Genomic DNA, 24,964 nt, shown 5'->3' with positions numbered 1-24,964 from the left:
CTTATCTTGTTAAAATATTTATAATAGCCAAAACACAAATATACTTACAATTTTTTATATTAATATCAATCGTTTAGCTCGGCAAACTTATATAAATGTATTTTAACGAGTAATTATGTTATTAATCGAAGATGTATTAACAATCTAAATGTAAAAAATTAGATTCGCATATTAATAAATTTTGACGTTACTAAACCTACTTATATTTTATCCCAAATTTAAATGAAAACTATTATTAAAGAATTTTACCTACAACAATTACACTTCCCTATTCATCTAAAAAGAACACTTTTCCTTTTTAATAAACCTTGACTTATTTACTTTAATTATTCCACTTTGCATTTTTGCTGTTTTTAAATAGCATTAAGTAAAATAATAATAGAAATCTACATTCTATTGGTGATAATTATATGCAAATATTTTAATTCCAAAAATATTTTTAAAACATTAAATTAAAAATTTGATTATATGAAAGCAAAAATTACTTTCATATTGCTAGCATTTTTTATGTTTGTTAGTAATATACATTCCCAAAATTCATCACAAACGTTTAATGCAGGCGCCTATATCATCGATATGGGACAGAATACAACTATGGACAAAGGATTAAAACCTTATGGTTTGATTTATAGTCTTATTCGTGATAATAATGTCCCTGTTTACTGGTCCATTAATTCATCCAAAATTAAAGATGGTGTAGATTTTACACTCCCATCATCAGCAGGCGGAAAGAGTTATAAAGGAGGCCCTTTTATAATTTCTTCTGAAGACGCTTCCTCTTTAGGAAATTTAATAGCTACTTGGAGAGCTAATGGTGTTGTTGTCGATGGACCAATAGCAACTGCTTTTACAGCACCAATCTATAATAAAATTACTTATTGGCCAAGAGCAGTATTAGACTCTAATAATAGTTCTTTAATAACTCCTAACTATGCCAATGCAGGAGTTCCTTCAACTTCATATATAACTCAAGGGAATCCAACCCAGCTTAGCAGTTGTGATGACATATATGTTTTACCACATGCTGATCCTCATGAAGAAAAAAAATGGCCCTCAAATTATATAACAGCTTTACGAAATTATATGGATCAAGGGGGATACTTATGGGCAGGTTGTCATGCTGTAAGCGCATTAGACTTGATTTCACCAAATCCTTTTAATTTCCTTACAACAAATGGTCTTGTACCTTGGGATAATCATAACAAACCTTCAACATCAATATCTGAATCATACAATTCTTCCGTTTCCATTGACCCCGTAATGCAATTTATTGGTAAAACGGGTGGTGCATTAAACGGGTCAGAACAGATTTACCTTCCAAAATCAGGATCATTATGGAGATCAACCACTAAGGTTGCCGTTTATCAAGATAATTATTATGACAGTGGCGTTACTTATAATTTCCCTTCAAAACCTGCTGCATATATAGCTTATGGACCAACATATGGAGACGAGAGTAAAGGAATGGTTATGTATCAGGCGGGACACCATTTAAATGACGGAACTACAGAAGAGAAAATAGCCTCTCAAAGGGCTTTCTTTAACTTTTTGCTATTATCGGGTGTGAAAAAACAATTATCCATAACACTTGCAACTAATTTCCCATCAGCCTTATCCCCAAATACCACTTATCCATTAAGTGCAACTATAAATGGTAATATTGGATCAACTACATACGAATGGTCAGCCATTGGAGGCGGAACATTTTCAAATATAAATTCAGCATCTCCTACCTATACTGCACCTTCAGTTATTGGAAATATTGCTATTAGGTTAAAAGTGACCGATTCATGTGGAAGAACTAATTTTATTTCAGTATTCATGAATGGAGGGGCTACGGTTAGTTGCGTTTCTCAAGCAACAACACCTACAACACCCAGCTTTAAAGATAATTGCGGAAATACCATTCTGTTTACGGGTCCATCCATAGTTGATGCTAACCCTAATTCACCATGTAACACAACTAAATCCTATACTTGGTCTTATAATGATTATTCAACGTGTAGCCCAAGTACGGGAACCTATACCCGTAATTGGACTTACACCTATACAATAAAAGATGTTACTGCACCTGTATGGACAAGCGTTGCGGGATCTTTGAATAGGACAGTAGAATGTGGGAATTCGACAACTTTAGCTGAAGCCCAAGCATTAAAACCATTAGCGACTGATTGCAACTCCAATATAACTTATACAAAAACATCTGGTTCTTTTCTACCTAATAGTTGTGGAGGAACGTATATCAATAAATGGGTAGCAACGGATTTATGTAACAATACAAGTACCGAGTTTACCCAAACCATCAATGTGACGGATATTGTAACTCCAAGAATCTTATCATGTGCAAAAAAACAAACTATTACTTCAAATTCAAATTGCGAAGCTCTAGTGCCAGATTTCACCTTTGATGTTACAGCAAGCGATAATTGTACAACATCAAACTCTTTAATAATATCTCAATCCCCACTTGCAGGAACAAAAGTTGGAACTGGTGTCACAAATATTACTTTAACAGTAAAAGATTTATGTGGTAACGAAACCACATGTGTTGCCGAATTAAACGTAACAAATAATATTATTGCTAACGATGATACAGGAATTACAATTAATGGATACGTTGGCGGTACCACGTTTACTAATGTATTGACTAACGACTTTTTAAACTGTAACAAAGTTGATCCAACTAAAGTGAACACTACTTTTGTTTCGGCTACACATACTGGTATCACGCTTTCTGGAACTAATGTACTTGTTGCTGCGGGTACGCCTGCCGGTGATTATACTTTGGTATACAAAATATGCGAAAAATTAAATCCTAATAACTGTGATTCTGCTACGGTTACCGTTAAAGTGAACCCTGCTCTTATCGATGCAATCGATGATAACGGAACGGCGGTTAACGGTCTTGTTGGTGGAACGGCTTTTACTAATGTATTAGTTAATGACAAACTGAACAATGTATTGGTTGATCCAACTAAGGTGAACACTACTTTTGTTTCGGCTACACATACTGGAATAACGCTTTCTGGAACTAATGTAAATGTTGCTGCGGGTACTCCTGCCGGTGATTATACTTTGGTATACAAAATATGTGAAATATTAAATCCGAACAACTGTGATTCAGCTACGGTTACCATTAAAGTGAACCCTGCTCTTATCGATGCAATCGATGATAACGGAACGGCGGTTAACGGTCTTGTTGGTGGAACGGCTTTTACTAATGTATTAGTTAATGACAAACTGAACAATGTATTGGTTGATCCAACTAAGGTGAACACCACTTTTGTTTCGGCTACACATATTGGAATAACGCTTTCTGGAACTAATGTAAATGTTGCTGCGGGTACGCCTGCCGGTGATTATACTTTGGTATACAAAATCTGTGAAAAATTAAATCCTAACAATTGTGATTCGGCTACGGTTACCGTTAAAGTGAACCCTGCTCTTATCGATGCAATCGATGATAACGGAACGGCGGTTAACGGTCTTGTTGGTGGAACGGCTTTCACTAATGTATTAGTTAATGATAAACTGAACAATGTATTGGTTGATCCAACGAAGGTGAACACTACTTTTGTTTCGGCTACACATACTGGAATAACACTTTCTGGAACTAATGTAAATGTTGCTGCGGGTACGCCTGCCGGTGATTATACTTTGGTATACAAAATCTGTGAAATATTAAATCCGAACAACTGTGATTCTGCTACGGTTACCGTTAAAGTAAATCCAGCTCTTATCGATGCAATCGATGATAACGGAACGGCAGTTAACGGTCTTGTTGGCGGAACGGCTTTTACCAATGTATTGGTTAATGACAAACTGAACGGTGTACTGGTTGACCCAACTAAAGTGAACACCACTTTTGTTTCGGCTACACATATTGGAATAACACTTTCTGGAACTAATGTAAATGTTGCTGCGGGTACGCCTGCCGGTGATTATACTTTGGTATACAAAATCTGTGAAAAATTAAATCCTAACAATTGTGATTCGGCTACGGTTACCGTTAAAGTGAACCCTGCTCTTATCGATGCAATCGATGATAACGGAACGGCGGTTAACGGTCTTGTTGGCGGAACGGCTTTCACTAATGTACTTGCTAATGACAAACTGAACGGTGTACTGGTTGACCCAACTAAAGTGAACACCACTTTTGTTTCGGCTACACATACTGGAATAACGCTTTCTGGAACTAATGTAAATGTTGCTGCGGGTACGCCTGCCGGTGATTATACTTTGGTATACAAAATCTGTGAAATATTAAATCCGAATAACTGTGATTCAGCTACGGTTACTGTTAAAGTGAACCCTGCTCTTATCGATGCAATCGATGATAACGGAACGGCGGTTAACGGTCTTGTTGGTGGAACGGCTTTCACTAATGTATTAGTTAATGACAAACTGAACGGTGTACTGGTTGACCCAACTAAAGTGAACACCACTTTTGTTTCGGCTACCCATACTGGAATAACGCTTTCTGGAACTAATGTAAATGTTGCTGCGGGTACGCCTGCCGGTGATTATACTTTGGTATACAAAATATGTGAAATATTAAATCCTAACAACTGTGATTCAGCTACGGTTACCGTTAAAGTGAACCCTGCTCTTATCGATGCAATCGATGATAACGGAACGGCGGTTAACGGTCTTGTTGGTGGAACGGCTTTTACTAATGTATTAGTTAATGACAAACTGAACAATGTATTGGTTGATCCAACTAAGGTGAACACTACTTTTGTTTCGGCTACACATACTGGAATAACGCTTTCTGGAACTAATGTAAATGTTGCTGCGGGTACTCCTGCCGGTGATTATACTTTGGTATACAAAATATGTGAAATATTAAATCCGAACAACTGTGATTCAGCTACGGTTACCATTAAAGTGAACCCTGCTCTTATCGATGCAATCGATGATAACGGAACGGCGGTTAACGGTCTTGTTGGTGGAACGGCTTTTACCAATGTATTAGTTAATGACAAACTGAACGGTGTACTGGTTGATCCAACTAAAGTGAATACCACTTTTGTTTCGGCTACACATACTGGAATAACGCTTTCTGGAACTAATGTAAATGTTGCTGCGGGTACGCCTGCCGGTGATTATACTTTGGTATACAAAATCTGTGAAATATTAAATCCGAATAACTGTGATTCAGCTACGGTTACCGTTAAAGTAAATCCAGCTCTTATCGATGCAATCGATGATAACGGAACGGCGGTTAACGGTCTTGTTGGCGGAACGGCTTTTACCAATGTACTAGTTAATGACAAACTGAACGGTGTACTGGTTGACCCAACGAAGGTGAACACCACTTTTGTTTCGGCTACACATACTGGAATAACGCTTTCTGGAACTAATGTAAATGTTGCTGCGGGTACGCCTGCCGGTGATTATACTTTGGTATACAAAATCTGTGAAATATTAAATCCGAATAACTGTGATTCAGCTACGGTTACCGTTAAAGTAAATCCAGCTCTTATCGATGCAATCGATGATAACGGAACGGCGGTTAACGGTCTTGTTGGCGGAACGGCTTTCACTAATATATTGGTTAATGACAAACTGAACAATGTATTGGTTGATCCAACTAAGGTGAACACTACTTTTGTTTCGGCTACACATATTGGAATAACGCTTTCTGGAACTAATGTAAATGTTGCTGCGGGTACGCCTGCCGGTGATTATACTTTGGTATACAAAATCTGTGAAAAATTAAATCCTAACAATTGTGATTCAGCTACGGTTACCGTTAAAGTGAACCCTGCTCTTATCGATGCAATCGATGATAATGGAACGGCGGTTAACGGTCTTGTTGGCGGAACGGCTTTCACCAATGTATTAGTTAATGACAAACTGAACAATGTATTGGTTGATCCAACTAAAGTGAACACTACTTTTGTTTCGGCTACACATACTGGAATAACCCTTTCTGGAACTAATGTACTTGTTGCTGCGGGTACGCCTGCCGGTGATTATACTTTGGTATACAAAATCTGTGAAATATTAAATCCGAATAACTGTGATTCAGCTACGGTTACCGTTAAAGTGAACCCTGCTCTTATCGATGCAATCGATGATAACGGAACGGCGGTTAACGGTCTTGTTGGCGGAACGGCTTTTACCAATGTACTTACTAACGATAAACTGAACGGTGTATTGGTTGATCCAACTAAGGTGAACACCACTTTTGTTTCGGCTACACATACTGGAATAACGCTTTCTGGAACTAATGTACTTGTTGCTGCGGGTACGCCTGCCGGTGATTATACTTTGGTATACAAAATCTGTGAAATATTAAATCCGAATAACTGTGATTCAGCTACGGTTACTGTTAAAGTGAACCCTGCTCTTATCGATGCAATCGATGATAACGGAACGGCGGTTAACGGACTTGTTGGCGGAACTGCTTTCACTAATGTATTGGTTAATGACAAACTGAACGGTGTATTGGTTGATCCAACTAAGGTGAACACTACTTTTGTTTCGGCTACACATACTGGTATCACGCTTTCTGGAACTAATGTAAATGTTGCTGCGGGTACGCCTGCCGGTGATTATACTTTGGTATACAAAATATGTGAAATATTAAATCCTAATAACTGTGATTCAGCTACGGTTACTGTTAAAGTAAATCCAGCTCTTATCGATGCAATCGATGATAACGGAACGGCGGTTAACGGTCTTGTTGGTGGAACGGCTTTTACTAATGTATTAGTTAATGACAAACTGAACAATGTATTGGTTGATCCAACTAAGGTGAACACTACTTTTGTTTCGGCTACCCATACTGGAATAACGCTTTCTGGAACTAATGTAAATGTTGCTGCGGGTACGCCTGCCGGTGATTATACTTTGGTATACAAAATATGTGAAATATTAAATCCTAACAACTGTGATTCAGCTACGGTTACCGTTAAAGTGAACCCTGCTCTTATCGATGCAATCGATGATAACGGAACGGCGGTTAACGGTCTTGTTGGTGGAACGGCTTTTACTAATGTATTAGTTAATGACAAACTGAACAATGTATTGGTTGATCCAACTAAGGTGAACACTACTTTTGTTTCGGCTACACATACTGGAATAACGCTTTCTGGAACTAATGTAAATGTTGCTGCGGGTACTCCTGCCGGTGATTATACTTTGGTATACAAAATATGTGAAATATTAAATCCGAACAACTGTGATTCAGCTACGGTTACCATTAAAGTGAACCCTGCTCTTATCGATGCAATCGATGATAACGGAACGGCGGTTAACGGTCTTGTTGGTGGAACGGCTTTTACCAATGTATTAGTTAATGACAAACTGAACGGTGTACTGGTTGATCCAACTAAAGTGAATACCACTTTTGTTTCGGCTACACATACTGGAATAACGCTTTCTGGAACTAATGTAAATGTTGCTGCGGGTACGCCTGCCGGTGATTATACTTTGGTATACAAAATCTGTGAAATATTAAATCCGAATAACTGTGATTCAGCTACGGTTACCGTTAAAGTAAATCCAGCTCTTATCGATGCAATCGATGATAACGGAACGGCGGTTAACGGTCTTGTTGGCGGAACGGCTTTTACCAATGTACTAGTTAATGACAAACTGAACGGTGTACTGGTTGACCCAACGAAGGTGAACACCACTTTTGTTTCGGCTACACATACTGGAATAACGCTTTCTGGAACTAATGTAAATGTTGCTGCGGGTACGCCTGCCGGTGATTATACTTTGGTATACAAAATCTGTGAAATATTAAATCCGAATAACTGTGATTCAGCTACGGTTACCGTTAAAGTAAATCCAGCTCTTATCGATGCAATCGATGATAACGGAACGGCGGTTAACGGTCTTGTTGGCGGAACGGCTTTCACTAATATATTGGTTAATGACAAACTGAACAATGTATTGGTTGATCCAACTAAGGTGAACACTACTTTTGTTTCGGCTACACATATTGGAATAACGCTTTCTGGAACTAATGTAAATGTTGCTGCGGGTACGCCTGCCGGTGATTATACTTTGGTATACAAAATCTGTGAAAAATTAAATCCTAACAATTGTGATTCAGCTACGGTTACCGTTAAAGTGAACCCTGCTCTTATCGATGCAATCGATGATAATGGAACGGCGGTTAACGGTCTTGTTGGCGGAACGGCTTTCACCAATGTATTAGTTAATGACAAACTGAACAATGTATTGGTTGATCCAACTAAAGTGAACACTACTTTTGTTTCGGCTACACATACTGGAATAACCCTTTCTGGAACTAATGTACTTGTTGCTGCGGGTACGCCTGCCGGTGATTATACTTTGGTATACAAAATCTGTGAAATATTAAATCCGAATAACTGTGATTCAGCTACGGTTACCGTTAAAGTGAACCCTGCTCTTATCGATGCAATCGATGATAACGGAACGGCGGTTAACGGTCTTGTTGGCGGAACGGCTTTTACCAATGTACTTACTAACGATAAACTGAACGGTGTATTGGTTGATCCAACTAAGGTGAACACCACTTTTGTTTCGGCTACACATACTGGAATAACGCTTTCTGGAACTAATGTACTTGTTGCTGCGGGTACGCCTGCCGGTGATTATACTTTGGTATACAAAATCTGTGAAATATTAAATCCGAATAACTGTGATTCAGCTACGGTTACTGTTAAAGTGAACCCTGCTCTTATCGATGCAATCGATGATAACGGAACGGCGGTTAACGGACTTGTTGGCGGAACGGCTTTCACTAATGTATTGGTTAATGACAAACTGAACGGTGTATTGGTTGATCCAACTAAGGTGAACACTACTTTTGTTTCGGCTACACATACTGGTATCACGCTTTCTGGAACTAATGTAAATGTTGCTGCGGGTACGCCTGCCGGTGATTATACTTTGGTATACAAAATATGTGAAATATTAAATCCTAATAACTGTGATTCAGCTACGGTTACTGTTAAAGTAAATCCAGCTCTTATCGATGCAATCGATGATAACGGAACAGCAGTTAACGGACTTGTTGGTGGAACTGCTTTCACTAATGTATTGGTTAATGACAAACTGAACGGTGTACTGGTTGATCCAACTAAGGTGAACACCACTTTTGTTTCGGCTACACATACTGGAATAACACTTTCTGGAACTAACGTACTGGTTGCTGCGGGTACGCCTGCCGGTGATTATACTTTGGTATACAAAATCTGTGAAAAATTAAATCCTAATAATTGTGATTCAGCTACGGTTACCGTTAAAGTGAACCCTGCTCTTATCGATGCAATCGATGATAATGGAACGGCGGTTAACGGTCTTGTTGGCGGAACGGCTTTCACCAATGTATTAGTTAATGACAAACTGAACAATGTATTGGTTGATCCAACTAAAGTGAACACTACTTTTGTTTCGGCTACACATACTGGAATAACGCTTTCTGGAACTAGTGTAAATGTTGCTGCGGGTACGCCTGCCGGTGATTATACTTTGGTATACAAAATCTGTGAAAAATTAAATCCTAACAATTGTGATTCGGCTACGGTTACCGTTAAAGTGAACCCTGCTCTTATCGATGCAATCGATGATAACGGAACGGCGGTTAACGGTCTTGTTGGTGGAACTGCTTTTACCAATGTATTGGTTAATGACAAACTGAACGGTGTACTGGTTGATCCAACTAAAGTGAATACCACTTTTGTTTCGGCTACCCATACTGGAATAACGCTTTCTGGAACTAATGTACTTGTTGCTGCGGGTACGCCTGCCGGTAATTATACTTTGGTATACAAAATCTGTGAAATATTAAATCCGAATAACTGTGATTCAGCTACGGTTACTGTTAAAGTGAACCCTGCTCTTATCGATGCAATCGATGATAACGGAACAGCAGTTAACGGACTTGTTGGCGGAACTGCTTTCACTAATGTATTGGTTAATGACAAACTGAACGGTGTATTGGTTGATCCAACTAAGGTGAACACCACTTTTGTTTCGGCTACACATACTGGTATCACGCTTTCTGGAACTAATGTAAATGTTGCTGCGGGTACGCCTGCCGGTGATTATACTTTGGTATACAAAATCTGTGAAATATTAAATCCTAATAACTGTGATTCTGCTACGGTTACTGTTAGAGTTAATCTTCCTTCAATTAAAATTACTAAAGACGGTACTTATGTAGATGTTAACAATGACGGTAAAACTAACATTGGAGATGTAGTGAAATACAACTTCGTAGTAACAAATACTGGTGATGTAACTTTGACTAACGTAACGGTAACTGATAATAACGCGGTGGTGACCGGAGGTCCTATTGCATCTCTTGCTCCTGGTGCTTCTGACAGTACTACTTTTACCGCTATCCATACGATTACTCAAGCGGATATCGATGCTAGAATCGTTTACAATTTGGCTACGGCTACTGGAACTCCTCCAAAAGGACCGAAAGTAACGGGTACTTCTACAGATCCAACTCCTTGTACTACTTGTGTGGTGGATCCTACTTGTATTCCTTGTACTATTACGGTATTACCAGAGAATCCTTCAATTAAAATTACTAAAGACGGTACTTATGTAGATGTGAATAATGACGGTAAAACTAACATTGGAGATGTAGTGAAATACAACTTCGTGGTGACGAATACTGGTGATGTAACTTTGACTAACGTAACGGTAACTGATAATAACGCGGTGGTGACCGGAGGTCCTATTGCATCTCTTGCTCCTGGCGCTTCTGACAGTACTACTTTTACGGCTATCCATACGATTACCCAAGCGGATATCGATGCTAGAATTGTTTACAATTTGGCTACGGCTACTGGAACTCCTCCAAAAGGACCAAAAGTAACGGGTACTTCTACCGATCCAACTCCTTGTACTACTTGTGTGGTGGATCCTACTTGTATTCCTTGTACTATTACTGTTTTACCTGAAAATCCTTCAATAAAAATTACTAAAGACGGTACTTATGTAGATGTGAACAATGATGGTAAAACTAACATTGGAGATGTAGTGAAATACAACTTCGTAGTAACAAATACTGGTGATGTAACTTTGACTAACGTAACGGTAACTGATAATAACGCGGTGGTAACCGGAGGTCCTATTGCATCTCTTGCTCCTGGCGCTTCTGACAGTACTACTTTTACCGCTATCCATACGATTACTCAAGCGGATATCGATGCTAGAATTGTTTACAATTTAGCTACGGCTACTGGAACTCCTCCAAAAGGTCCAAAAGTAACGGGTACTTCTACCGATCCAACTCCTTGTACTACTTGTGTGGTGGATCCTACTTGTATCCCTTGTACTATTACTGTTTTACCTGAAAATCCTTCAATTAAAATTACTAAAGACGGTACTTATGTCGATGTGAACAATGACGGTAAAACTAACATTGGAGATGTAGTGAAATACAACTTCGTGGTGACAAATACTGGTGATGTAACTTTGACTAACGTAACGGTAACTGATAATAACGCGGTGGTGACCGGAGGTCCTATTGTATCTCTTGCTCCTGGTGCTTCTGACAGTACTACTTTTACGGCTATCCATACGATTACTCAAGCGGATATCGATGCTAGAATTGTTTACAATTTGGCTACGGCTACTGGAACTCCTCCAAAAGGACCAAAAGTAACGGGTACTTCAACAGATCCAACTCCTTGTACTACTTGTGTGGTTGACCCTACTTGTATTCCTTGTACTATTACTGTTTTACCTGAAAATCCTTCAATTAAAATTACTAAAGACGGTACTTATGTAGATGTGAATAATGATGGTAAAACTAACATTGGAGATGTAGTGAAATACAACTTCGTGGTAACGAATACTGGTGATGTAACTTTGACTAACGTAACGGTAACTGATAATAACGCGGTGGTGACCGGAGGTCCTATTGCATCTCTTGCTCCTGGTGCTTCTGACAGTACTACTTTTACGGCTATCCATACGATTACTCAAGCGGATATCGATGCTAGAATTGTTTACAATTTGGCTTTAGCTACTGGAACTCCTCCAAAAGGACCAAAAGTAACGGGTACTTCAACAGATCCAACTCCTTGTACTACTTGTGTGGTGGATCCTACTTGTATCCCTTGTACTATTACTGTTTTACCAGAGAATCCTTCTATAAAAATTACTAAAGACGGTACTTATGTAGATGTGAACAATGACGGTAAAACTAACATTGGAGATGTAGTGAAATACAACTTCGTGGTAACGAATACTGGTGATGTAACTTTGACTAACGTAACGGTAACTGATAATAACGCGGTGGTGACCGGAGGTCCTATTGCATCTCTTGCTCCTGGTGCTTCTGACAGTACTACTTTTACGGCTATCCATACGATTACTCAAGCGGATATCGATGCTAGAATTGTTTACAATTTGGCTACGGCTACTGGAACTCCTCCAAAAGGTCCAAAAGTAACGGGTACTTCTACCGATCCAACTCCTTGTACTACTTGTGTGGTGGATCCTACTTGTATTCCGTGTACTATTACTGTTTTACCTGAAAATCCTTCTATAAAAATTACTAAAGACGGCACTTATGTGGATGTGAACAATGACGGTAAAACTAACATTGGAGATGTAGTGAAATACAACTTCGTGGTAACGAATACTGGTGATGTAGCTTTGACTAACGTAACGGTAACTGATAATAACGCGGTGGTGACCGGAGGTCCTATTGTATCTCTTGCTCCTGGTGCTTCTGACAGTACTACTTTTACGGCTATCCATACGATTACTCAAGCGGATATCGATGCTAGAATTGTTTACAATTTGGCTACGGCTACTGGAACTCCTCCAAAAGGTCCAAAAGTAACGGGTACTTCTACCGATCCAACTCCTTGTACTACTTGTGTGGTGGATCCTACTTGTATTCCGTGTACTATTACTGTTTTGGATCAGAATCCTGGATTGGTTGTTATCAAAACGGCTAATACAACAAGTTATAGTAGTGTTGGTGAAGTCATCATTTATACTATACAGGTAAAAAACACGGGTAATGTTTCACTTAACAATATAGTAGTTACAGATCCTTTAACAGGTTTAAATAGCATTATATCTCTTTTAGAACCTGGGTTTTCTAAAGAATTTATTCAAAACTATACGATTACAGAAAGTGACTTATTTAAAGATTCAGTAGTCAATATCGCTTATGCAAATGGATTTACGCCTGATAACAAACCGATAGGAGCAAGTGGAACTGTAGAAATTGATAAGTCTATTGTATTAGGTTGTGGAACTATAACTGTTCATAATGCTTTCTCTCCAAATGGTGATAGAATCAATGAAACATTTCTTATAGATAATATAGAAGATACAAACTGCTACCCTGATAATACTGTTGAGATATATAATCGTTGGGGAGTTTTAGTTTTTGAGACTAAAGGCTATGACAATGTAAATAAAGCATTTAGAGGTTATTCAGAAGGTAGGACTACCATTACTCAATCTACTAGTTTACCAACAGGAACTTACTTTTATATCTTGAATTACACCTCATTTGACGGAAATAATAAAATAATAACCAACAAAAAAGACGGTTTTTTATATTTAACAAGATAAGTATCTAATACACCTGAGGGGCAAAAACCCCTTAGGTATTTAAAAATTGCTTTTTAAAACTAAATCGGATTTCAAATAAAAATGGAATTCTTTAAAAAAATTTCAAATATCTACTATGAAAATAAAATTAGTTTCAATCGTTTTGATGTTTACAACTATTGCAAGTTTTGCACAACAGGATGCACAATTTACACAATATATGTACAACACCATTAATGTAAATCCAGCATATGCCGGTTCTAGAGGGGTACTTAGTGTTTTTGCCTTGCACCGTACTCAATGGGTTGGTTTAGATGGCGCACCAGTTACAAATACAGCCTCAATGAATACCCCTATAAATGGAAGTAATTTAGGTTTAGGAATCTCTATTATTAATGATCGAATAGGCCCAACTAATGAAAATACTTTTTCAGCAGATTTGTCTTATTCCATACCAACTTCTGAAGATTTTAAACTTTCTTTTGGAGTTAAAGGAACAGCAAATGTATTTAATTTAGATGTTACAAGATTAAACCCTGCGGAAGATGATCCAAAACTACATAATTTTAACAATAGATTTTCACCTAATATTGGTGCGGGTATTTACTACCATTCCAACAAAGCTTATATCGGTTTATCAGTTCCTAATTTTATTGAAAGTAATCGTTATGATGCAAGTGAAGTAGCAATTTTCAAAGAAAAAATAAATTATTATTTAATAGCAGGATACGTTTTTGATTTAAATAATACTTTAAAATTTAAACCTGCATTGCTTACTAAAATGGTTCAAGGTGCCCCACTTCAGGTTGATGTTTCAGGAAATTTTATGTTTAACGATAAATTCTCTGTTGGACTTGCTTACAGATGGAGTGCTGCTTTTAGTGCAATGGCTGGTTTCCAAGTATCCGATGCTATATACATAGGATACGGATATGACCTTGATACTACTAAATTAGGAAATTATAATTCGGGATCACACGAGATATTTCTACGCTATGAATTATTCAAAAAGGATAAAAAAATAACCACTCCAAGATTCTTCTAATATAATTAACATGAAAAAATATATCATTCTATACATAACTATATTAAGTACTTTCTCTTATAACAGTTATTCACAAACAAATAAAGTAACTTCAGCTGACAAAAAATATGATAATTATGCTTATATAGATGCCATAAAAACATATGAGAGAATTGCAGAAAAAGGGTATAAATCTGCGGCAATGTTTCAGAAATTAGGAAACGCATATTACTTCAATGCCAAACTAGAAAGTGCGGCCAAATGGTATACTGAGCTATTTACACTTACATCAGAGGTAGATTCCGAGTATTATTACAGATATTCGCAATCATTAAGAGCTATAGGTGAAAATTCCAAGGCAGATCTAATGATGGAGAAATTTAATCAATTATCTGGAAACGATGATAGGTCTAAACTATTCCAGAAAAACAAGAATTACCTAGATGAAATAAAAGCAAATTCAGGAAGATATGAAATACAAGATGCTGGAGTTAATTCAAAATATTCAGATTACGGAGCTGCTATTTATTTAAATAAAATAGTTTTTGCTTCGTCTAGAGATACAGGTAGTTTAACACAAAGAAAACACACTTGGACTAACCAATATTTTACAAATTTATACATTGCCGATTTAGACGAATCAAAGACTCCTGGAAATCCAGATAAATTTGATGAAAAAATTAATTCTAAGTATAATGAGTCTACACCTACTTTTACTAAAGATGGTAAAACTATGTATTTTACTAGAAATAATTATAATGGAGGTAAAAAAGGAAAAGATGCTAATAATGTTACTTTAATTAAAATCTACAAAGCAAGTCTTGAAAATGGAAAATGGGAAAACATAACTGAACTTCCATTTAATAATGATAATTACAGTACAGCTCATCCTTCATTAAGTTCAGATGAAAACACTTTGTATTTTGCTTCTGATATGCCTGGTACCTTAGGTCAATCCGATATATTTAAAGTAAAAATAAATGTAGATGGAAGCTTTGGCACCCCTGAAAATTTAGGATCAAAGATAAACACAGCGGGTAGAGAAACTTTTCCGTTTGTAAATGATGAAAACGAAATATATTTTGCATCAGATGGACATCCGGGACTAGGAGGACTTGATGTGTTTATGTCTAAAATAAATTTAGATGGAACATTAAATGAAATTCGAAATTTAGGAGGCGATATTAATTCTCCAAAAGATGATTTTGCTTATTTGATTGACACTAAATCTCGAAGAGGTTTTTTTACTTCTAACAGGGATGGCGGACAAGGATATGATGATATTTACAAATTCTTAGAAACCAAAAAACTTTCTTGTGAACAAGAATTATATGGAGAAATAACTGATTTAGTTTCAAAACAAATTTTACCAAATACTAAGGTTACTTTATATGATAATAAATTTAACTTAGTTAATACAACAGTTTCAGATGCAAAAGGAATATATTCCTTTACTGTAGAATGTGGTAAAACTTATATTTTAAGATTTCAAAAAACCGATTATACATCAAAAGAAGAAAAAGTAACTATAGTTTCTGAAAATGGTAAAACTAATTTACCTATAACTCTTGAAAAGGAAGAGTGTAAAGTAACTAATGGAGATGATTTAGGAAGGTGTTTCGGAATCAAAATGATTTATTTTGATTTAGACAAATCAAATATCCGTTCAGAAGCAGCATTAGATTTAGAAAAAATATTAGACGTATTAAAATCATATCCAACGATGAAGTTAGATATTCGTTCGCATACTGACAGTAGAGCTTCGCATAAATACAATGAATCTTTATCTGACAGAAGAGCAAAATCGACAATTAGTTGGTTTGTTAAAAACGGTGTGAATCCAAAAAGATTAACTGGAAAAGGATATGGTGAGACACAATTAATAAATAAATGCGCTGACGATATTGAATGTACAGAAGAAGAGCATCAATTGAACAGACGTAGCGAATTTATTATTATTGCATTATAATACTATAATTTAAACTTATAATTTACAAGACTACTTTATAAAAACAGAAACCTCGGGAATTTTTTTTCCGAGGTTTCTGTTTTTATAAACTTCCTTTTTTGAAAGAGCAATTGTTAATAATAATCAAGTTATATTTATGATTTAAATCTATTTTTTGCTCTTATAACTGCCCTTCAATTATATAATAGCGGTTATCAGTAATCTATTAAATCTCTTTAAACAGGCAATCTATAAGTTTTATGGACTTCTGTTTTTTTTTTAAGAATTGAATTAAACTATAATCCCTTATATAACAAAAAAAAAGGCTGCCTTTGTGAGAAGGCAGCCTTATTATAGGAATTAAAATTATATTTTAGCGAAGATGTTTGTATAATATTTTTTACCGTTAGCAGGATTTTCTTTAATTGCAATTCCAAAATGTGTAAAATTACCAACAATGTTTTCTTTGTGTGAAGGACTGTTTAGCCAAGCTTTTACAACCGATTCTGGTGTGCTAAAGTTATAAGCTATATTTTCACTTACAGTTTTAGCCCCTAGAAGCTTAATAATATTTTCTGATCGAGCAACAAAATCATTGTGATTTACAACATTATTTGCAATCATATAATTATCATGTTCCTCTGATTTATGAGATATATGATTTATTTGCTTTAGCTCATTTAATCCAACACTTACCCTGTAAGCATTGATCATACTCATTGTTTCCAATTCAATAGAGTTATATTCGTAATTAACAACTACTTGAGATTTCGCTTCTACTGTTGTATCTTCTGAGGCATCTGCTGAACAGGAATTCAAAGTGCATAACATAGCCACGAACAATACTGTTCTAAGTAAATTTGTTTTCATAATAAGTAGTTTAAGTTTAAAGTAGATTGTGGGGCAAACTTCTTTAATATTAATAATCAAAATTGCTTTTGTTTCTTTCTCAAACTTACATCTATTATCGTTTAATAACTTAATTTAATCGATGAACTACACAAAAATTAATTATAAAACACTTTTTTCTTACAATATGATTAAAAATTGTATTTCTTTAACTTGAATTTCAGTTAATGTTAATAATATTTTAATAACAAAAAAAATTAAGAACAAAAAAAACCGCCAAAAGGCGGTTAAAAATTTATAATAAATCGTATTATGGAGCTAATCGTTCAATAGACCAAGAAAAGTCGTCTTGATAGCTGTATCTAATTCTGTCATGCAATCGATTGGCTCTTCCTTGCCAAAATTCAACTTCTATAGGTTTTACAATAAACCCTCCCCAATGTTGTGGTCTTGCAATTACTTTACCTTCAAATTCCTTTTCTAATTGTTTTAAATTGTCTTCTAAAAATAACCTTGAAGAAACTACAGTACTTTGATTAGAAACAATTGCGCCTAATTTACTCCCATCTGGTCTTGAATCAAAATAATTATCAGAAGTGATTTCGGATGTCTTCTCAGCAATTCCTTTTATGATCACTTGTCTCTCCATACTATGCCAAAAAAAAGACAGACATATTTTTGGATTATTTGAAATAGCCTTCCCTTTCTCGGAATTATAATTGGTATAAAAAATGAATCCTTCTTCTGTATATTTTTTCAACAAAACAACACGAGACCTTGGAAAGCCATCTAAACCAATTGTAGCAACTGTCATAGCATTAACTTCTTCATTGCCTCCAAAATCTTCCACTTCATGAAACCATCTGTTAAAAAGGTTAATTGGATCTTCTGGAATAGAAGATTCTAATAATTCGCTTTTTTCATATGATTTTCTATAATTACTTAAATCTTCCATTCTTTATATTGTTAGATTATAATAGCCTAATTTTAAAAATTATCATTCTTAAATTCGAATGATTTACCATCGTTCGCTAGAAGGATTTCTGGAAAGATACTTATCGCTTCTTCCTTAAATTTATCTATGCTTTCATATCGTGTCGAATAATGTCCTAAAACTAATGTTTTAACTTTTGCTTTTAATGCTATAGTAGCCGCTTCTTTAGCGGTGGAATGCATCGTTTTATTAGCCAAGGCAGATTCTGACTCTAAAAAAGTGGATTCATGGTATAAAACATCCACCTCATTGATTGTTGGAATAATACTTTCATCATACGCCGTATCCGAACAAAATGCGTAACTCATAGGAGCAACGGGATCAAACGTTAATTTATCATTTTCAATAACCCTACCATCGTCAAGTACAATATCTTTTCCGTTTTTAATGTTTTGAAAGTAGCATTCTTCAATTTCATAAGTTTGCACAGCATCAACATTTAGCTTTCTTTTATCTTTCTTTTCCTGAAAAAGAAAACCATTGGTATATATACGATGTTTTAAAGGAATCGTCTTAACTAATACTTTATCATCTTCAAAAATAACTTCACTCTCTTTTGAAACTAATTCATGAAAATACAAACCGTAACTTGTCCATGAATTAGATAATTTCAATTGAAGCATTATAATTTCCTTTATACCTTTAGGCCCATAAATGTGTAAATCAGTTGTGCGATTTAGCAGCATAAATGTAGAAATTAAACCTATCAATCCAAAAAAGTGATCTCCATGTAAATGTGAAATGAAGATATGGTTAATTTTAGAAAATTTTATTTTGTTTTTACGAAGTTGTACTTGTGTTCCTTCTCCACAATCTATAAGAAACAATCTGTTTTTTATATCTAAAATTTGTGAAGTTGGATTGGTAAAAGTACGAGGTGTTGCAGCATAGCAACCGAGTATGGTTAGTTTCATTCGTTTAGTTATGGGTTATGAGTTAGTTTTTTAACCCATAACTTTATTGGGATATACTTTTATTCTAAAAGCCTAAATCTCTTTCAATCTCATCCATTTCAATAATATCATGAGCTTCAAGCAAAGAAGGGACAACCGTTAAACTTTCAGGAATCGCATTAAAATCAGTATCTGAAACAACAATTACAAATGATTTTTTGGCTTTATTAAATTGTTTAGAAAGAGGTGAAAATAATTTAATATCAGTTACTTTTAATGAATCATAAGGTAAAAGATCAATAATCAAATTGGTTTTTTCAAATGTAATACTCTGACTGGTAATTTTACTTATAAACGAAGATAAATCCCCCTGAGTATCTTTGATTGTTGTTGTATGTCCTTTTTGATCTACTTTCATAACCTATTAATTTTTAGAATTCCTCAGTTCTTATAAACTAAGTATTATTTGAAAATATTATTGAATTTTTGAAGCTAAAAGATAGATTACAGCCATTCTTATTGCCACACCATTTTCAACCTGATTTAAAATCACGGATTGTTGTGAGTCGGCTACTTCAGAGGTTATCTCTACTCCTCTATTGATTGGTCCTGGATGCATAATTACGATTTCCTTATTCAGTGAATCTAATAAAGTTTTATCTAATCCGTATTGCTGAGCATATTCTCTAGTTGAAGGAAAATAATTGACATCAAGACGTTCATTTTGCACACGCAACATATTGGCTACATCACACCATTCAAGGGCTTTGCGTAAATTAGGTTCCACTGTAACTCCCAAAGATTCAATATATCTAGGAATCAAGGTTTTTGGCCCGCAAACTTTCACTTCAGCTCCCTGCATTTTCAAGGCATATATATTAGAAAGCGCCACTCTCGAATGCAATATATCACCCACTATAACCACTTTTTTTCCGGCTACATCTCCTAATCTTTCTCTAATCGAATAACTATCAAGTAAAGCTTGAGTTGGATGTTCATGTGCACCGTCCCCAGCATTTACAATACTAGCTTTAACGTTTTTAGACAAAAAATAAGCAGCACCGGGATTAGCATGACGCATCACCACCATATCCACTTTCATCGAAAGAATATTGTTAACCGTATCTATTAGCGTTTCTCCTTTTTTAACTGAGGATTGTGCTGCCGAAAAACTAATAACATCTGCTGATAATCTTTTTTGAGCTAATTCAAAAGAAAGTTTAGTCCTTGTACTATTTTCAAAAAATATGTTGGCAATAGTAATATCCCTTAGGGAAGGCACCTTCTTTATAGGACGATTGATGACCTCTTTAAAATGATCGGCGGTTTCAAAAATAAGGTCAATATCATTCTTGTTAATGTATTTTATTCCTAATAAATGATTTACACTTAGTTCGCTCATCTTTATTTATTGATTATTATTAATTAAAAAAACACCGTCTTCCCCTTCATTTTCTTTCCAGTTCACTTTTACTTTCTCGTTGTTTATAGCATCCACCTGTCTTCCTCTATAATCAGGCTGAATTGGTAAATTACGGCTAAAACGTCTGTCGATTAAAACCAGTAATTCTATTTCAGAAGGTCTTCCAAAAGACTGTATTGCAGTCAAGGCTGACCGAATACTTCTACCGGTAAATAAAACATCATCAATAAAAATGACTTTTTTATTTTCGACAATAAAATTAATTTTGGTTTTATTGGCTTCTAATGGTTTATCGGTTCTACGGAAATCATCCCTGAAGAAGGTGATATCTAAATAACCTATAGTAATTTCGGGTGTGTTGTATTCTTTTTCTAATAATTCCTTTAGACGTTCCGCCAGGAAAGTCCCTCTTGGCTGAATTCCAACTAAAACCGTATCCGAAAAATCAAGGTGTTTTTCAATTAACTGACAAGCCAAACGATTTAGAATGATATTGACTTCTTTGGAATTGAGCAATACTTTTTGGGTCATAGTAAAGGGTTGTGTTTGGTTTTGCAAATATACAAATTCCGTTTTATGATTTATATATTATAAACCTCGAAAATAATATCATTTATTAAATTCTAATCGAAATCTACAATTGGTTTAGTCAAAGATATTCTATTCTTTTATTTATACCAATTTTATCTATTTTAACACATCTTTTTTTTAATTCTGAACTAAAAAGATAACAAAGACTTTGGTGAAATTTAAAAAGTATAAAAAAACCCTGAGTTAGTACTCAGGGTTTAATATTATTTTTGAAACTCAATTTAAGAATACATTTTCACTCTTAATTCCTGAATTTTTTCATCTTCTAAATATTCATCAAAAGTCATATAACTGTCGATCACACCTTTTGGAGTTAATTCCACTACTCTATTACCTACAGTTTGTGCAAACTCATGGTCATGGGTGGTAAAAATTATTGAACCCTTGAAGTTTTTTAATGAATTATTAAACGCAGTAATAGACTCTAAATCCAAGTGATTTGTAGGTTCATCAAGCATTAGTACGTTAGCACGTTGCATCATCATACGAGACAGCATACAACGAACTTTTTCCCCTCCTGATAATACTCGACAGGTTTTTAAAGCTTCTTCTCCAGAGAAAATCATTTTCCCTAAGAAACTACGAATATTTACCTCATCACGTTCTTCTTCCGTTTTTACCCATTGACGCAACCAGTCTACAAGAGTCAAATCATTCTCAAAGAAAGAATGATTTTCAGCAGGCAAGTACGATTGGATAGTAGTTACACCCCAATCAAATTCCCCTGAATCTTGTTTTTGGTTTCCGTTTAAAATTTCGTAAAAAGCGGTAGTTGCACGTGAATCTTTAGAGAAAAGAACGATTTTATCGCCTTTAGCCATATTCAAATCAACACCTTTAAATAAAACATCTCCATCAATTGATGCTCCTAAATTTTGTACATTCAAAATCTGGTCACCTGCTTCACGCTCTTGGTCAAAAATAATCGCTGGGTAACGACGACTCGATGGCTTAATGTCTGATATATTTAATTTACTAATCATTTTTTTACGAGAGGTAGCTTGTTTTGATTTGGCCACATTCGCACTAAAACGACGTATAAATTCTTCTAATTCTTGTTTCTTTTCTTCTGCTTTTTTGTTTTGTTGCGCTCTTTGTTTAGCAGCTAACTGACTAGATTCATACCAAAAAGTATAATTTCCTGAATAGTGGTTTATTTTACTAAAATCAATATCAGAAATATGCGTACAAACCGAATCTAAAAAGTGACGGTCATGCGAAACAACAATTACAGTATTCTCATAGTTTGCCAAGAAATTCTCTAACCAAGCAATAGTTTCAAAATCCAAATCATTGGTAGGCTCATCCATAATAAGTAAATCAGGGTTTCCAAAAAGCGCCTGAGCCAAAAGCACACGAACCTTTATTTTTCCTTCAAGATCTCCCATTAAAGTATAATGATGTTCCTCTAATATCCCTAAATTGGATAGCATGGAAGCAGCATCTGAATCTGCATTCCAACCGTTCATTTCTTCAAATTGAACTTGTAACTCCCCTATTCTATCCGCATTTTTATCGTTATAATCTAAATAGAGTTCGTCCATTTCTTTTTTGACCTTGTACAAAACCTTGTTCCCCATCATTACGGTTTCCAAAACTGTGTGTTCGTCAAACATATTGTGGTTTTGATTCAAAACCGACATACGTTTTCCTGGCTCTAAATGAACGTGTCCTGAAGTAGGATCCATTTCGCCTGAAATTATTTTAAGAAAGGTAGATTTTCCAGCACCGTTAGCTCCGATAACTCCATAAATATTACCATGAGTGAAAGTGGTATTTACTTCGTCAAACAAAATTCGTTTGCCAAACTGAACTGATAAATTATTAACTGTTAACATGAATGTCTTTTTATAAAATTTTTGCAAAAGTACAAAAAAAATACTGATTTACTATCTTGAACTTATGTTAGGTTTAAAATGCTTTTAAAATAAAATTCTGGAAAAATCATCAAATCTAATTAATAATTACATCTCTAAAAAGCATCAAGACACTGTATCAAACAAGAGTTAAATCTTCATCTAAATTTAAAAACACTCTTATTACGATCATCATTCTTAAACCAAAACTAACAAGTTTTAATTTATGCAATTACTTTGGAAAATAACTGTTGGTGGAACAAATAACACTGTTGGTTTAAAATGTATATTTTTTGTACGTAATAATTTTTTTATTATTTACTTAACTAATATATTTACCCTGAACTAAAACAAAAAATTAACCATTTAATTAATTATGAATTCAGAAAATTCACAAACAAAATGGGGGCAATTTATCCCCCTAGCTATCGTATTCTTCTTTTGGGGGTTTGTTGCTGCCAGTAATGACATTTTAATTCCCGTATTTAAAAAAGCATTCGATCTTTCTCAAGGAGAAAGTCAACTTGTATCTCTAGCCTTTTATATCGCTTACACTGTTGGTTCCTTAATATATATGGGAGTTTCGGTACTTATAAAAGAAGACTTAGTAAATAAAATAGGGTATAAAAATGGATTAGCTTTAGGATTAGCCATTTCTGCATTAGGTACTTTATTATTTTACCCTGCGGCAAATACGGGTTCATTTCCATTGATGTTATCGGGATTGTTTATAGTTGCATTGGGTTTTTCATTACAACAAACTGTTGCAAATCCATTAGCCATTGCCTTAGGTCCTATTACCACAGGATCTCAACGTCTTACTATGGCTGGAGGTATTAACAATCTTGGAACAACTATTGGTCCATTAATTGTCAGTTTTGCCATTTTTGGAACTAATACAAACAGCAATACTAATATGAGTATTGAAAGTGTAAAGATTCCTTATTTAGTACTAGGATTGGCTTTCTTACTAGTTGCCATATTATTAAAATTTTCATCTTTACCTGACAAACCAAAAACAATAATTGAAGTTGCTGATGATGCTGCAATTACTAAAAAATCAGCATTGCAGTATCCACAATTAGTTTTAGGAATGATTGCAATCTTTGTATATGTAGGTGTAGAGGTTTCAACAGCAAGTAATTTGCCTGCTTATATGGAGACAAACCTTGGTTTTCTAACAAAAGATGTGGCTCCATACATTTCTTTATATTGGGCGAGTTTAATGATTGGTCGTTGGACAGGTGCTGTTGAAGCATTTACAAACGATTTGAGTTTGCGAAAAATATTGCGCTTTTTAGCTCCATATTTAGCTTTTGGAGTGTTCTTAGCTGTAAATGCAATCGCGAAACACGATCTAACTCCTTTTTATGTTTATGGATTAATCATATTAGTACTTATTGCTGCCGATATTACAAGCAAAGGAAATCCCGCAAGAATGTTGCTTATATTTTCATCTTTAGGTATTGTAGCACTTGTAATAGGAATGGCAACAAGTGGAATGGTAAGTGTATATGCCATAACAAGTGTTGGTTTGTTCTGTAGTACACTTTGGCCTTGTATATTTACTTTGGCGGTAAGCGGATTAGGAAAAAACACCAGTCAAGGAAGTAGTTTCCTTATTATGATGATTATGGGTGGAGGAATTATAAGTTGGCTTCAAGGATATGTATCAGAAAGTATCGGAATTCAAAACAGTTATATTGTGGGCGTTTTATGCTTCTTTTATTTAGTGTTTTATGCTTGGAAAGTTAGCGGAATTCTTAAAAGTCAAGGAATTAATTTTGATGCTAAAATAGCTGGAGGACATTAATTTTAATTCAAGTCACCAACTAAAATTAGAC

At 35.2% G+C, this 24,964-nt stretch carries 11 protein-coding genes; 4 read left to right on the top strand and 7 right to left on the bottom strand.

All coding sequences use genetic code 11. The features are described from left to right. Positions 1–468: 468 nt before the first annotated feature. The 3 genes from FLAK523_RS10975 (at position 469) to FLAK523_RS10965 (ending at position 16,535) form a co-directional block, all read left to right on the top strand. A complete protein-coding gene (locus FLAK523_RS10975; protein ID WP_248903367.1) occupies positions 469–13,563 on the top strand; it encodes a gliding motility-associated C-terminal domain-containing protein in 13,095 nt (4,364 codons plus the stop codon). Positions 13,564–13,678: 115 nt separating this feature from the next. Continuing rightward, on the top strand, positions 13,679–14,587 hold the full coding sequence (locus FLAK523_RS10970; protein ID WP_248903366.1) for a type IX secretion system membrane protein PorP/SprF: 909 nt from the start codon (positions 13,679–13,681) through the stop codon (positions 14,585–14,587). A 10-nt stretch (positions 14,588–14,597) separates the two neighbouring features. Beyond that, entirely contained in the window at positions 14,598–16,535 is a 1,938-nt protein-coding gene (locus FLAK523_RS10965) for an OmpA family protein (protein ID WP_248903365.1), read from the top strand. A 345-nt stretch (positions 16,536–16,880) separates the two neighbouring features. Here FLAK523_RS10965 and FLAK523_RS10960 read toward each other — a convergent pair whose 3' ends face one another. The 7 genes from FLAK523_RS10960 to FLAK523_RS10930 form a co-directional block, all read right to left on the bottom strand. Next, positions 16,881–17,384 (bottom strand): CAP domain-containing protein, encoded by a 504-nt coding sequence (locus tag FLAK523_RS10960; RefSeq protein WP_248903364.1) that lies wholly within the window; start codon positions 17,382–17,384, stop codon positions 16,881–16,883. A gap of 289 nt (positions 17,385–17,673) precedes the next feature. After that, on the bottom strand, positions 17,674–18,318 hold the full coding sequence (gene pdxH / locus FLAK523_RS10955) for a pyridoxamine 5'-phosphate oxidase (protein ID WP_248903363.1): 645 nt from the start codon (positions 18,316–18,318) through the stop codon (positions 17,674–17,676). Between the two features lie 32 nt (positions 18,319–18,350). Further along, complete coding sequence (locus FLAK523_RS10950) at positions 18,351–19,271, bottom strand: ribonuclease Z (RefSeq protein ID WP_248903362.1); 921 nt, start codon at positions 19,269–19,271, stop codon at positions 18,351–18,353. Between the two features lie 64 nt (positions 19,272–19,335). After that, entirely contained in the window at positions 19,336–19,668 is a 333-nt protein-coding gene (locus FLAK523_RS10945) for a ribonuclease Z (protein WP_248903361.1), read from the bottom strand. 57 nt (positions 19,669–19,725) lie between these two features. Beyond that, on the bottom strand, positions 19,726–20,652 hold the full coding sequence (locus FLAK523_RS10940; RefSeq protein ID WP_248903360.1) for an aspartate carbamoyltransferase catalytic subunit: 927 nt from the start codon (positions 20,650–20,652) through the stop codon (positions 19,726–19,728). Between the two features lie 6 nt (positions 20,653–20,658). After that, on the bottom strand, positions 20,659–21,204 hold the full coding sequence (pyrR, locus tag FLAK523_RS10935; protein WP_248903359.1) for a bifunctional pyr operon transcriptional regulator/uracil phosphoribosyltransferase PyrR: 546 nt from the start codon (positions 21,202–21,204) through the stop codon (positions 20,659–20,661). Between the two features lie 281 nt (positions 21,205–21,485). Further along, positions 21,486–23,102 carry an ABC-F family ATP-binding cassette domain-containing protein gene (locus tag FLAK523_RS10930; RefSeq protein WP_248903358.1) on the bottom strand — a complete coding sequence of 539 codons (1,617 nt, stop codon included), beginning with the start codon at positions 23,100–23,102 and terminating at the stop codon, positions 21,486–21,488. A gap of 394 nt (positions 23,103–23,496) precedes the next feature. Between FLAK523_RS10930 and FLAK523_RS10925 the strand changes: the two genes are divergently transcribed. Continuing rightward, positions 23,497–24,933, top strand: coding sequence for an MFS transporter (locus tag FLAK523_RS10925; protein WP_248903357.1), 1,437 nt, complete (start codon positions 23,497–23,499; stop codon positions 24,931–24,933). Positions 24,934–24,964 lie beyond the last annotated feature (31 nt).

The sequence above is a fragment of the Flavobacterium sp. K5-23 genome (assembly GCF_023278045.1).
Classification (GTDB): domain Bacteria; phylum Bacteroidota; class Bacteroidia; order Flavobacteriales; family Flavobacteriaceae; genus Flavobacterium.
The sequence above is the reverse complement of the archived record's forward strand: the minus strand, read 5'-3'. Positions and strand labels throughout refer to the sequence as shown.